The organism is Gemmatimonadaceae bacterium (genome assembly GCA_016720905.1).
Classification (GTDB): domain Bacteria; phylum Gemmatimonadota; class Gemmatimonadetes; order Gemmatimonadales; family Gemmatimonadaceae; genus Gemmatimonas.
In genome coordinates this window covers 41200-54047 of sequence record JADKJT010000016.1, presented here as the reverse complement: position 1 = coordinate 54047, position 12848 = coordinate 41200, and the positions used below count along the sequence as shown (strand labels likewise).

The following is a 12848-nucleotide window of genomic DNA, read 5'->3' as shown; positions in this document are numbered from 1 at the left end:
GATGACCTCTACTGTGGTGTGATGGCGTAGTCGACCAGCACGCCGCTCACGAACGACGCCAGGACCTTCTTCCCGTCGTACACGTAGCTGCGCTTCATCACCGAGATTGAACCTTCCTTTACCTCACTCGCGGTATTGGCCGGCCCCAGCAAGGCTTCCACCTCGGTAATGGACAGGCCCTTCTTGAGCGCAGCGAGCGCATTGGCGTTCGCGGCTGGTATGCTCGCGCCGGATCGAGATCCACCGGAAAATTCCGCGTACTGCGACAACGCCTGCATCACGCCGGCCGGCGTGAGTGCATCGGCGGGAATGCCGTGCTTGTAGCGAATATTGAATCGACTTCCGCTTTCCGCCCGCTTGATGCGCAGATTGGCTTCGCGGGCCTCGTTGGCCTGTGCCGCCTCTGCCTTGGCCTTCGAATTTTCGCGCTCACGCGCGGTGCGCGCGTTGGATAATTCCTTCTCGAACTGCTTCTTCTTTGCCGGCGTGGCCGCGGACTTGACCGAGTCCCGGAGCTGTCGTTCGAGCTTGCTCTCGCTTTCCGTGTTGGCCGACACCGACGAGCTGTTCGTCATGTAGTCGCCGAGGGTGCCATACCCGCCGCCGCCCAGTTGCAGCTCGATGTGTGAGTCCTTCTTGACTACCACTTTGGTGATCATGATGGACTGTCCCATTTTGAGTGCCGTGCCGTTGTCCTTCATGCGGTCGGCCATCTCACGCCAGTTGACTGGCATCGACTCTTCCGGGAAAAGATCGATCCCCTTGCTGGTGGCGGGCATGTCCACCTTCACGGTGAGCGTCTTGCCTTCGAATGCGGCCCGTAACGCTGCCTCGTTTTGTGCGTGGGCGCTGGACGCGTACAGCGACAAGGCCACCATCGCCAGTCCCACCTTGAACGCCATGTGCGTGCTGTTGGTCATGAGTCGTCGCTCGAGAATCCATCGTGGTCGCGGGGAGCGTCCGCCGCTCCACCCGTCCATCCTGCCAACTGCTTAGCCACCGGCAACTCGCGCACGCGTCGACCCGTCGCCGCGAAAATGGCATTGACAATGGCTGCGCAGGCCGGCGGCACACCAGGCTCGCCAATACCACCTGGCAGTCCTTCGCTTTCCACCAGGTGCACATCCACCACGTGCGGAGCGGCTTTCAGGCGCGTGACGCCATAGTCGCGATAGTTGCTTTGCACCACGCGTCCCTGGGCAAAGGAAATTTCGCTGTACAGCACGTTGCTCATGGCCATGACCAGTGCGCCTTCCATCTGCGCGCGCGCCCGATCGGGGTTGGCCACGAAGCCCGCGTCCACCGCCACGGTGGCTCGCGGCACCATCACCGTGCCATCGGGCAACACCTCCACCTCCACCACCATGGCCACGTACGACAGGAAGCTCATGTTCATGGCGATGCCGCGGCCGCGGCCCTTGGGCAGCGGCGTCCCCCATCCTGATTTTTCCGCGGCCAGCTTCACCACGCCCTTTGCTCGTGCGCTGTCCATCGGATGATCGGCCCACGACGCGCCGTAGTTGTTGGTGGGTGCAATCAAACCGTCCTTGTTCAAGTCCACCTGGCGATCGACACCAATCAGGTCGACCAGAAACTGCACGGTGTCCTTGCCGGCGGCGTGCGCGAGTTCGTCCACGAACGAACCAATGGCAAATCCGTGATGAATGGCGTTCACCGAGCGATACCATCCGATGCGGGCGTGCGCGACCGCCGGACACGCCTCAACGCTCATGTTGGGAATCGCAAACGCAATGTCGGAGGCGCCGTTGGCGAGTTCGTCAATCGACGGGCCTGCCACCTTGGGCGCAAAGGTGGCCGAGATGGACGGGTACGCGGAACGGTGGCGCCATGCGATCACCTTGCCCTTCGCATCCAATCCGGCTTCCAGTCTATGCGCCGCCACGGCGTGATAGTAGCTGTTCCGCAGATCATCCTCGCGCGTCCACTGCACGCGCACCGGCGCCTTGACTTCGCGGGCCAGCCACGCGGCTTCACAAATGAAATCGGGTTTGGACTTCCGACCGAACGCACCACCCAGCAGTGTCACGTGCACGGTGACTTTCTCGACATCCACCTTGAGAAACGCGGCGATCGTCGCCCGTGCGTCCTGCGGCGATTGCGTGGGCGCCCACGCTTCCACCGCACCGTTCGTCACCTGCGCAATGGCCACCACCGGTTCCATCTGCGCGTGCGACAAGTGCGGCATATAGTACTCGCCGGAAACTTTCCGGCTGGCCGACGCAAGCGCGTTGTCCACGTTGCCCAGCGTGCGACCGGGCTTGCCCGCCGATCGCACCGATTTCTGCAAGGACAGCTTGTACGCTTTCGAGTCGTACGTGGCGTTCGGGCCGTGGTCCCAGGTGATGACCAATGCGTCGCGACCCTTCATGGCGGCCCATGTGTTCTTCGCGATCACGGCCACACCACCCAGAGGCTGGAAGCCGGCAGGGATTGGCGGTTCGGGAATACGTACCACGCGCTCAACGCCAGGTACCTTGAGCGCCGCGCTGTCGTCCACCGACACCACCTTGCCACCCCACACCGGCGGACGCGCGATTGCCGCGTACTTCATGCCCGGCAGCGTGATATCCGCTCCATACTTGGCCGTCCCGGTCGTCATCGGCACCAGGTCGATGGACGGCATCTTCTTGCCTTGCCACCGCCGCTCGGCAGCGCTTTTCACGCGCACGCGATCCTTGGCCGGCATGGGCAGTGTGCGCGCCGACGCCACCAGCGACGCAAACGTGACCGTGCGCCCGCTGGCTTCGTGCACCACCATGTGCTGTCGGGCCCGCACGGTGCTGGCGTTCACGCCCCACTGCGCAGCCGCCGCGTCTTCCAGCAGGGCGCGCATGGTGGCGCCGGCCTCGCGGTATTTCGGCAGGAAGTTGCTGATGCTGCTGGAGCCGTCGGTGTTTTGCGAACCGTACTTCTTTTCGTTGCCGTCGGCCTGCTCCACCCGACACTTGGCCCAGTCGGCTTCCATTTCATCGGCGATGATCATCGGCATGGTGGTGCGAATACCCTGCCCCATCTCCGACCGATGGCATATGAGCGTGACCATGCCATCGTCATGCAGTGTGACATACGCTACTGGCGACCAGGGCTCGGCCCACGTCGCGGCCAATCGCTCGGCGTCATCCAAACGGCGAATACCGGCCGGCCCCGCGGCAATCACGATGCCGCCCATGCCCAGCAACTGCACAAATCGACGCCGTTCCGGATCGACAGGTGCGTTACGCGGCGCCGAGCCGTCGGAAGGACCCTTGATGTCGCTCATGGCAGTTTCTCCGCCGCACTCTTGACCGCCGCGCGAATGCGTGGGTAGGTGCCGCAGCGACACAGATGCCCTGTCATGGCCGTGTCGATGTCCCCGTCAGTGGGTTTGGGCTTGGTGCGCAGCAGCGCGGCGGCTTCCATGATTTGCCCCGATTGGCAGAATCCACATTGCGGGACGTCCAATTCGCGCCACGCCACCTGGGCCGGGTGCTCCCCGGTAGGGTGCAGCCCCTCGATGGTGGTGATGGTCCGCCCCTCCAGGGTGGACATGCGTCGCTGGCAGGCCCGGGCCGGTTGGCCGTCAACATGAACGGTGCAGGCACCGCACTGCGAAATACCGCAGCCGTACTTGGTGCCCGTCAACGCCAATTCGTCGCGCAGGAACCAAAGAAGGGGCATGGTGGGGTCGCCGTCGAAACTGCGGCGGGCACCGTTCACGGTCAGGGAGATCATGGCATCGGGACGTTGAAGGGGGGCACCCAATTGCGGCCTAGCCAAGTGTGCGACTTCCGAGTGTCATGGGCAAGCGGTAATCGCACTCGGCGCGCCCGTGCGCCTTTCCACAAGCTACGGCGGTCCGTACTTTCCGCTTGCCGAGTCCTGTCGCTCCCCCTTTCACTCCTGCTCCCGCCCGCATGAACATCGGAGTTCCCTTCGAACACGCCCCCCGCGAAGCGCGGGTAGCGCTCGTTCCCGAGAGCGTGGCCCGGCTGATCAAGGCCGGGGTGACCGTCACCATTGAGCGAGGCGCGGGACTCCGTGCCGGTTTCCCCGATTCCGCCTACGAGGCGGCCGGTGCAACGCTCGCTGACGCCAACTCGGTGTTCGGCGGTGCAGACTTGGTGTGCAAGGTGCAGAAGCCCACGGGAGACGAAGTCGCTCGCATGAAGAGCGGCAGCCATCTGTTGTCGTTATTGCAGCCGTCCACCAGCGCCGACGCGATTGCCGCGCTTGAAGCGCAGGGCGTGACGGCCTTCGCGCTGGAGCTGGTGCCGCGCATCACCCGCGCGCAATCGATGGACGTGCTGTCATCACAAGCCACGGTGTCCGGCTACAAGGCCGTGCTGCTGGGTGCCTCCGCGATGGTGAAGTTCATGCCCATGCTCACCACGGCCGCCGGCACCATGGCGCCGTCCAAGTGTTGCGTGCTGGGCGCCGGCGTGGCGGGACTGCAGGCGATTGCCACCGCGCGTCGACTGGGCGCGGTGGTTTCGGGCTTTGACATCCGCGCTGCGGCGGCCGAGCAGATTCGCTCGCTGGGTGCCACCGTGGTGGCGCAGGATCTGATTGCCACCGACTCCGAAACCGCTGGTGGGTACGCCAAGGAGCAGAGCGCCGAGCAACAGGCCGCCATTCAGGCGGCGTTGCGAACGCACTTGGCCACGATGGACCTCGTGATCACCACGGCGGCCATTCCTGGCCGCGCCGCCCCACGACTCATTTCCACCGACACCGTGCGCACCATGGCGCCGGGTTCGGTGATTGTGGACCTCGCCGCCGATTCCGGTGGCAACTGCGAAGCGACGAAGGCCGGCGAGACGGTGGACGTGAACGGCGTGCAGGTTATCGGCCCGATCAATCTGCCCGCCACCATGCCACAGCACGCGTCGCAGATGCTCAGCCGCAATGTGCTCACGTTTGTGCAGCACCTCCTCACCAAGGAGGGTCAACTCAACGTCGACCGCGCCGACGAAATCACGGGCGCCATGATCGTTACCGGGAGGAAGACCTCGTGACTGAAGCGCTGATTGGTGGGATCGTGGTGTTCGTGCTCGCCACGTACTTGGGCGCAGCGCTGATCGGTCGCGTGCCGACCACGTTGCACACGCCGCTCATGTCCGGAGCCAACGCGGTCTCGGGTATCACGGTCGTAGGCGCGATGCTGGTGGCCGGTGCCGGCTTCGGCTGGCTCTCTTCGGTGTTGGGATTCCTGGCCATTGTGTTCGCGATGATGAACGTCGTTGGCGGGTACGCGGTCACCGATCGCATGCTGCAGATGTTCAAGAAGAGTCCGGTGGAGGGCACCAAGTGATTTCCGTTGCCTGGATTCGATTGATCTACCTGATCGCGGCGGTCCTGTTCATCACCGGGCTCAAGCGACTGCAAAGCCCCGAGACGGCACGCAACGGCAACCGCATCTCCGCGATCGGTATGCTGATCGCGATTCTCATTACGCTGATTGACACGGGTATCGTGTCGTATGCCACGATTGCCGCCGGCATGGTGGTGGGCACGGCACTCGGCTTATGGCTCGCGTACTCCGTGAAGATGACGTCGATGCCGCAAATGGTGGCCTTGCTGAACGGATTTGGCGGCGGTGCGTCGCTGTTGGTGGCTATTGCCGAATACCTGAACACCAGCAATCGCGGCGAAACCGCTTCGGTCGACACGGCCATCTCCACGCATCTTGGGGTGCTCATCGGCGCGGTCACGCTGACGGGCTCGCTCATTGCGTGGGCCAAGTTGCAGGAAGTGATGACGGGCAAACCCATCACCTTCCCGGCGCAGAAGTCGGCCAACGCGCTGATGTTCCTGGTGATCGCCGCCCTCGCGGCGTGGCTGGTGATGGACCCCAGCGCCCCGCATGCGGCGTTCTATGCGCTCGTAACGCTCTCGCTGGTGCTTGGCGTGACGCTGGTCATTCCCATTGGCGGCGCCGACATGCCGGTGGTGATCTCGTTGCTGAATTCGTATTCGGGCCTCGCCGGTGCGATGACGGGATTCATCATTCACAACGAAGTGCTGATTGTCTCCGGTGCGCTGGTCGGTTCATCCGGCGTCATCCTGAGCCTGGTGATGTGCAAGGCCATGAACCGCTCGCTCACCAACGTCATCTTCGGTGCCTTTGGCGGGTCGTCCAAGTCGAGTGGCAAGCTCGCCGAGGGGCTCAGTGTCAGCGAGACCAACATCGAAGAAGCGGCGCTGCAACTGGCGTACGCGCAGCAGGTGATCATCGTGCCCGGGTACGGTCTCGCCGTGGCGCAGGCGCAGCATCAGGTGCGCGAACTGATGGAGCTTGTGGAGAAGCGCGGCGGCGTGGTGAAGTTCGCCATTCACCCGGTGGCCGGTCGCATGCCGGGGCACATGAACGTGCTGTTGGCCGAGGCCAACGTGCCGTACGACAAACTGTTCGACATGGACGACATCAATCCCGAGTTCGAACGGACGGACGTGGTGCTGGTGATTGGTGCCAACGATGTCGTGAATCCGGCGGCCAAGACCGATCCAGGCAGCCCCATTTTCGGGATGCCGATTCTTCACGCCGACGCGGCCAAGCGTATCATCGTGCTCAAGCGCGGCATGAGCGCCGGGTTTGCCGGTATCGAGAACGAACTGTTCTACAATCCCAAGACGCAGATGCTGTTTGGTGATGCCAAGGGGACGCTCAGCAAGCTGCTGGCCGAGATCAAGCAGGTCTGATCCCTACCGCAACCCCGCGCGCGCCTCTGGACGCGACGCGCGCGGGGCGTAGGATTCCTTGGGAGAACCTCACAACCCGGGAGCACGGCATGGCAACGGTCCGCGACGTGATGGCGCGAAAGAATCCGGAAGTGGTAAGTGTTGCAATGGATTGCACGGTGCTCGATGCCTCGCGCCTGATGATGCAGGGTCGCATCGGCGGCGTGTTGGTGCTGGACGGTGACGCGCAGGTGGTGGGGATCTTCACCGAGCGTGATGTGCTGGGACGTGTGGTGGCGGAGCAGCGCGACCCGGTGCTCACGAAAGTGAGCGAGGTCATGACGCCCAAGCCGCTCACCGTGACGTCGCTCACCACGCTGGAAGCCTGCGGCAACCTGATGACGCAACGTCGGGTGCGTCACTTGCCCGTGATGGACGACGGCGAGTTGCGCGGGATGATCACGCCGGGCGACCTGCTGGCGTTTCGCATGGCCGAGCAGGAAACGCTGATCCAGGACCTGCATTCCTACGTGTTCGATATCCGCTGAGCGGTCTAGTTGCCGGGGTCGCGTCGCACCGGCGCGGCGCTGCCCGTCCGCCCGCGTTCGCTCACTGAGAGCAGCTGCCTGAGATGGGTGCGGGCGTCGCGCAACTCCGACAGCCCTCCCGAATCGGCGGTTGACCAGAGCGCAATCGCCCGCTGATACTGTGCGCTTGCGGTTGCCGTGTCACCACCCCGCTCGGCAATTCGCGCGCGCGCCATGTGCACCGGCGCCGACAGCATCAGTGATTCCCCTTGATCATCGGTCACCGATGCGAACCACCGCAGCGCCTCGGCATCTCGATGCAACGCCACCAGCAGTTCTCCGCGAAAGAATCGCTCATGCGCCTGGGTATAGGTATCGCCCTGAATAAGCGGCAGGGACGCGCGCGGCGTTCCGCGCGGCCAGCCCTGCTCCACCTCCGCCAGCGCTCCCGCGGCGTTGCCCAGTCGCCAGAGGATGCGCGCCGAGAGTTCATGGCCGAGATGACTGGCCAGTTCGGCGTCGACGCGAGGTTCCCGGCTCAGTCCAACCAACTGACGCTGCTGCGCACGCGCCGCAAGTGAGTCGCCATCCGCGAGCATCAGGGTGCCGGACAGGTACGCGCGGCGAACGCGACGCATCGCATCAGACGAATCGAGACGGTCGCGCCGCGAGGGACCAGGGACTTCCGTCGGCGACAGAATATCGATGAGTCGCCGACGAGCAGCGTGTGTCAGGGATGCCGGCCACATCAGCGCCAGATTCGCGCGCACTTCGGCAGCGAATGATGCATTCGTACGTTCGGCCATGTCCAGATCGCGTGCCGCCGCGTGCCATTGTCCACGCGCGGCATCCAAGTGCGCCAGCATGACGTATTGGTGCAACTCCACATGGGTCGCGCCAGCTGAATCCGACACGTCCCGGATGAGCAAAGCGCCGACCTCCGGCCGGTCGCTGTACGTCGCGACACGCCACGCCGTCAGCCGTGCACCGTCGCTTTCTTCACGCGCGCCGTCGGTCGCCCGCAGCGTGTCCATCTGACGGCGGAGGTCGCCGGAATCGGATGTCGCGGCGGCGCGCAGTCCACGCAGTTCCAAAACGGCCTCGCGTTCAGGTTTCAACGCGAGGGCGCGATCGGCGAGCGCCGTGACATCCGCCGAGCGCCGATCGAGCGCGGCCAGTCGCGCCAGATGCAGCAGCGCATTGAGGTCAGACGGCAGTCGCGCGAGCACCTGTTCGAAAGCCGCTCGGGATTCCACCATAGGTGTCCCACGCCACGGGCCGGTGTGAAACAGCAGCTCACCCAGCTGATTCCAGGCGTCCGTATCATCGGGATACGTCGCCACCAGCTTTCGGTACTGTCGATCGGCCTCCTCTGCGGCGCCGTCGTTGACCAGGCTGCGCGCACGCAATGACAAACGTTCGTGTTGCGGCAAGCGGTCGGAAAACCGCATGGACAGATTGATGGATTTCTGAATCAACGCCGATTGCGAACTCCAATCGGCCGCCGTGCTCAGGCGATAGTGCGCCAGCGCAAAGGTGCTGTCTTCCCGAACGGCGCGACTGAATGCATCAACCGCCTCGGTGCCCTGACCGGCGCGCACGGCACGCTCGCCATCAAGGAACGCTTTCAGTGCGGGCAGCGACGCCGTCGTGGTGGCCGCCGTGAATTCGAGGTGTGCCGGCGCGTCGGAGAATTGCGCCGCCAGCAGGTCGCGCGCCAGCTTGTCAATGGCCGCCAACAGTTGGGTCTCGTCACGGGCCGAACCGTCCGCTGTGGCGCGCCGTCGACCCGCAGCATCGTAGATCGATGCATTGAGGGCAATACGACCACCTGCCTCGATGACGCTGCCCATCACGTACTGGCCAGCGGCAAACTGCTGCGCGATTTCGACGGCGCGGCGCGGGTCGTCGGAGATTGGCGTGTGCGCGCGTTGATAGGCGAAAATGGCGCGAGGATCGACGGTACTCAGTCCACCGGCGCCATCGAGCTTGGCCGACAGGAGATCAACAAGACCCTCGCGCAGAAACTCGACACTCGCGCCGCCGCGCACCGTGAACGGCAGTACCGCAATGCGCGTCGCCAGCACCCCACCCTCCGCCGCGGTACGACGCGTTGTATCGTAGAGTCGCGTACCGACGACGCCGGCTACCAGAAGCGTCATGGCCGCAACGGCCCACACGAGTCCGCGGCGGCGACGGGCAAGACCCTGCACCCCTGTCGCAGGCGGCACCGGCAACGGCATTGATGCCGGCGCCGATTCCACTTCGAACATGAGCGTATCCGGAGTACGAATCGGTGCGTCACGGAGGACGCGCTCCCGCACGCGTGACGCGAACTGGACGAGGTCTGCATCAGGTTGCTCGTCGCCTTCGGCCAGGAATTCGACAAAGGCATCGTATGTGCGCAGTGCCGCACTGCGGTCTCCCGCCGCGACGCTATGTTCCATGGCGCAGCGCAACGCCTGCTGGTCGTCAGGCGACAGCGCGCACCATCGGCTTGCCCATCGGGCCGCGCCGGCCGCGTCGTCCGCTGCCGCACTTGTTGCCATCAGACCGCGGGCGGCACCAATCGCGAGATCCCGCAACCGTGCGCGCTCACCGGACAGCCATCGCTCGAAATCGGGCGCGTCCGGGACATAGAACCCGGACAGTAGGTCACCTTGATAGCGTTCGAGCGCAAGTTCCGGTTGTTTGGCGGCAATTGCTTCGTCGAAACGCAACGCGTCGCAACACAGTCGGCTGAGATCAACACCCAGCTCCGACCGTCCGCGCCGTGCAATGATGCCATCGCCCAAAGCGCGTTTTAAGACGTGAACAGCCTGCCGAAGCGAGATTTGCGCCCGTTTCGCGTCGGATTCCGGCCAAAACAGCGCGAACAGCTTGTCTTGCGGTTGGAACCCTTGAGGTCTCGCCAGCGCCAGATAGAGCAGCAGCGCCAACGGCTTGGGCCGCGCCAGTGCTTCGGCGGCCTGCGGCGCATTGGATCCGCTCAGGTTCAGCGCGCCAAGAGTTCGCAGGTCGATCGGCCCGCCCGAGAACGGTACATCATCTGGCGCCATGCGTTAAAGCTACCCACAACGAGCAATTAACGAAGCTCTAACGATGGCGGATTAGTGTGCTGGCTCACCAGCTACGATCGAAACCGCCGGAAGCACCGGAGCCGCGACCCACATGACGCCTCGTCGACCGAAATTCGCCCCACTCATCGCGTTTCTTGTAATCGTCGCGGCCGGGCTCATCGTTCCCGCGTGCAACGTGCCCTCGCCGGAGGAACAGACCGCCGACTTGCCGCGAGGCTTCTCCATCGCGATCACGAATGCGCAGCCGATCGGGACTCCCCAGGTAGGCACCACCGGTCTCAATGTCACGGTCACGCGACTGGCCGGCTTCACGGGCGCCGTCAGCCTTCAAGGCGGCCTGAACACCTCGGGCATCAGCATCACCACCACCGTGGTGCCAAGCGGCGTCACCAGCGCGACCGTGCCACTGGTCACCAGCGCCTCGCTGGGAATTGGGGGATCGAGCGTCGAAATCCTGGGTGTCGCCGATGGCTATCGCGTGGAATCGACGTCTGCCGGCATCTCGGTGTTGTCGCCCGGCACGTTCAGTCTGGGCAACGTCGGCACCACACCCGTGATCATCGGGAATCCCGGCACGTCCATTCGCACCAGTATCGCCATTCTGCGGGACACCTATTCCCTCCCCATCACGTTCAGCGCCGCCGCTGTTGAGGGCATCGCCTCCACCTTCACTCCGGCCACCACAACCGGCAATACGGTCGATGTGAGCGTCAACATCCCGGCGTCTGCCGCCTTGAAGAGCTACAGGTTGCAGTTGTCGGCGCGTGGGTCGGATGGACAGACCCATACTCAGGACGTGGATGTGCTGGTCCGGCTCCCAGCGTTCTCGATGCAACTGTCGGCCCCGACCTTCCCGATCCTGGTGGGCGCGTCCGGTCTCGGCACGGCCGTGGTGCTGCGCGATCCGGGGTTCAGCGGAGCCATCAGTCTCTCGTCGGATGCGAATCTCGAGATGCGCGTCGTTCCGACAACCATCGCGGCATCCGCGTCAACGGCGACCTTTCAGATTGTGGCCGACAATAGCGTGACGCCCGGGCTGTATGACCTCGCCGTCACGGCCACGTCCGGCACCGTAACGGTCACCGGGAGCGTCGCCGTTGCCGTTGGTGGTTTCAGGCTTACACCCGCCACTGCCCTCTTCAACGTGACGGCACCTGGATCCATTGCCAACGTGGTGACCTTGACGCGCACCGACTTCCTAAACGCCATCACGGTGACGGGAAGTTCGGACGCGGGTATCGTCGTGACGGCCAACCCCGCGTCGACAACCGGTACCCAAACCACCGTCACCGTGGACGTGCTCAGTTCGGCTGCGGCCGGTCCGCACACGGTGACGTTGACCGGCACCAGCGGCGTGTCCATTCAGACCACCACGTTTCAGGTTGTCGTCACCGCGCCGACTCCCAACTTCGTACTGGACGTGCAGACTGCACCGCTCCCGGTCGCCGCGGGTGCATCTGCAACCGATGTGGTGCGGTTCAATCGCACCAACTTCACTGGTGCAATCGCCGTCACTGGCGTCGTTGCGCCTCTGGTAGGCACGGTCCCTCCCGCCATCACGATCACCGCCACTCCTGCAACCACCACGGCCGACCAGACAGTCATCACCGTGACGGCCGCGAGTTCTGTTGTGGCTGGCACGTACTCCGCCACGCTGACAGGCACCAGTGGCGCCACCATAAAGACTACCACCTTCGCAATAGTCGTCGGGCCGCCAGCAGGCGGACTGGCAACACGCATCGTGGTGACCTCGTCACCAGTGCTCGGCTACATCCATCCCGGTGGTACCGTGCAGTTCACTGGCACTGCCCTTGATGTGAACGGCGCCGTCGCGTCCGATTGCCCGGTGGGTATGGCCATCGACCAGTCCAGTATTGGGTCAATCACATCGACGTCAGTGTCGGGCGGAGTGCGTACCGCCATCGCCACTGGCGTAGCTCCGGGCACCACCGCACTCCGCGCCTTCTGCAATGACGCGCGAACACTCGCCACGGCCGTGCGGTTGACGGTCGCCGACCAGACGTTTGGCGTGACGCAAGTCAACGTGTCGCCGAGGTACATCTATAAGCCGTCGTCCACGTCGCCCAGCACGTTTCAGTTCGCGGCGGCCGTTGTGCAGAATGCGTCTCCGCCGCTCGCACCTGTCGTCTGGTCGATCTTTCCAACGAGTGGTCCGGTGTCCATCGATCAAACCGGACTGATCACGGTGAGCGCGTCAACCGGTGCCAGTTTCGGTGGCGGTGCCGTTATCACGGCGACGGCGTTCGGACAGACCGATATCGGCTGGGTGACCTATGGCAATGCGGGTTCCATCAAGGGTACGATGGTCTCCACGTCAGGTCAGTATCTTGGCGGCAGCACGGCCACCGCAACTCCCACGGGTGGCGGCGCGTCCGTGGTCGCCACGCTCAACAATGAAGGCGTGTTCTATCTGGTGGGTCTGCCAGTCGGCTCATACACCGTTGTCGTGCGCCAGCAGGGCAATCCCGTTACGCAAACGTTCAACAGCGTTGCCGTCACACTCGGCGGTACGAGTTTGCTGACACTTGCCGCGTTCCCGTAA

At 64.1% G+C, this 12848-nt stretch carries 9 protein-coding genes; 5 read left to right on the top strand and 4 right to left on the bottom strand.

Features of this window, described 5'->3' with window-relative positions:
* Window positions 1–8: 8 nt before the first annotated feature.
* The 3 genes from IPP90_13615 to IPP90_13605 are packed head-to-tail and all read right to left on the bottom strand — an operon-like array spanning window position 9 to window position 3732.
* Window positions 9–920, bottom strand: a complete 912-nt coding sequence (locus IPP90_13615) for a hypothetical protein (protein MBL0171734.1) — start codon at window positions 918–920, stop codon at window positions 9–11.
* Complete coding sequence (locus tag IPP90_13610; GenBank protein ID MBL0171733.1) at window positions 917–3280, bottom strand: xanthine dehydrogenase family protein molybdopterin-binding subunit; 2364 nt, start codon at window positions 3278–3280, stop codon at window positions 917–919. The genes IPP90_13615 and IPP90_13610 overlap by 4 nt, the downstream gene beginning before the upstream one ends.
* On the bottom strand, window positions 3277–3732 hold the full coding sequence (locus IPP90_13605; GenBank protein ID MBL0171732.1) for a (2Fe-2S)-binding protein: 456 nt from the start codon (window positions 3730–3732) through the stop codon (window positions 3277–3279). The genes IPP90_13610 and IPP90_13605 overlap by 4 nt, the downstream gene beginning before the upstream one ends.
* A 182-nt stretch (window positions 3733–3914) precedes the next feature.
* Between IPP90_13605 and IPP90_13600 the strand changes: the two genes are divergently transcribed.
* From IPP90_13600 to IPP90_13585, 4 genes are all read left to right on the top strand, one after another.
* A complete protein-coding gene (locus tag IPP90_13600) occupies window positions 3915–5015 on the top strand; it encodes an NAD(P) transhydrogenase subunit alpha (GenBank protein ID MBL0171731.1) in 1101 nt (366 codons plus the stop codon).
* The gene (locus IPP90_13595; GenBank protein MBL0171730.1) at window positions 5012–5311 is read left to right on the top strand and encodes an NAD(P) transhydrogenase subunit alpha; all 300 of its coding nucleotides are present in this window, start codon (window positions 5012–5014) and stop codon (window positions 5309–5311) included. The genes IPP90_13600 and IPP90_13595 overlap by 4 nt, the downstream gene beginning before the upstream one ends.
* Window positions 5308–6699 (top strand): NAD(P)(+) transhydrogenase (Re/Si-specific) subunit beta, encoded by a 1392-nt coding sequence (locus IPP90_13590; GenBank protein ID MBL0171729.1) that lies wholly within the window; start codon window positions 5308–5310, stop codon window positions 6697–6699. Before IPP90_13595 ends, IPP90_13590 begins: the two co-directional genes overlap by 4 nt.
* An 89-nt stretch (window positions 6700–6788) precedes the next feature.
* On the top strand, window positions 6789–7226 hold the full coding sequence (locus IPP90_13585) for a CBS domain-containing protein (GenBank protein ID MBL0171728.1): 438 nt from the start codon (window positions 6789–6791) through the stop codon (window positions 7224–7226).
* A 5-nt stretch (window positions 7227–7231) separates the two neighbouring features.
* Here the strand turns inward: IPP90_13585 and IPP90_13580 are convergent, their stop codons facing one another.
* Window positions 7232–10264: a hypothetical protein gene (locus tag IPP90_13580; GenBank protein ID MBL0171727.1), complete on the bottom strand. Its 3033-nt coding sequence runs from the start codon at window positions 10262–10264 to the stop codon at window positions 7232–7234.
* Between the two features lie 112 nt (window positions 10265–10376).
* Here IPP90_13580 and IPP90_13575 point away from each other — a divergent pair, with 112 nt between their 5' ends.
* Entirely contained in the window at window positions 10377–12848 is a 2472-nt protein-coding gene (locus tag IPP90_13575; protein ID MBL0171726.1) for a carboxypeptidase regulatory-like domain-containing protein, read from the top strand.

Bases quoted from the DNA above. Each gene is read 5' to 3' on its own strand.
- IPP90_13580 (MBL0171727.1), bottom strand. From the start codon at position 10,264: ATGGCGCCAGATGATGTACCGTTCTCGGGCGGGCCGATCGACCTGCGA.
- IPP90_13615 (MBL0171734.1), bottom strand. From the start codon at position 920: ATGACCAACAGCACGCACATGGCGTTCAAGGTGGGACTGGCGATGGTG.
- IPP90_13610 (MBL0171733.1), bottom strand. From the start codon at position 3,280: ATGAGCGACATCAAGGGTCCTTCCGACGGCTCGGCGCCGCGTAACGCA.
- IPP90_13605 (MBL0171732.1), bottom strand. From the start codon at position 3,732: ATGATCTCCCTGACCGTGAACGGTGCCCGCCGCAGTTTCGACGGCGAC.
- IPP90_13575 (MBL0171726.1), top strand. From the start codon at position 10,377: ATGACGCCTCGTCGACCGAAATTCGCCCCACTCATCGCGTTTCTTGTA.
- IPP90_13600 (MBL0171731.1), top strand. From the start codon at position 3,915: ATGAACATCGGAGTTCCCTTCGAACACGCCCCCCGCGAAGCGCGGGTA.
- IPP90_13585 (MBL0171728.1), top strand. From the start codon at position 6,789: ATGGCAACGGTCCGCGACGTGATGGCGCGAAAGAATCCGGAAGTGGTA.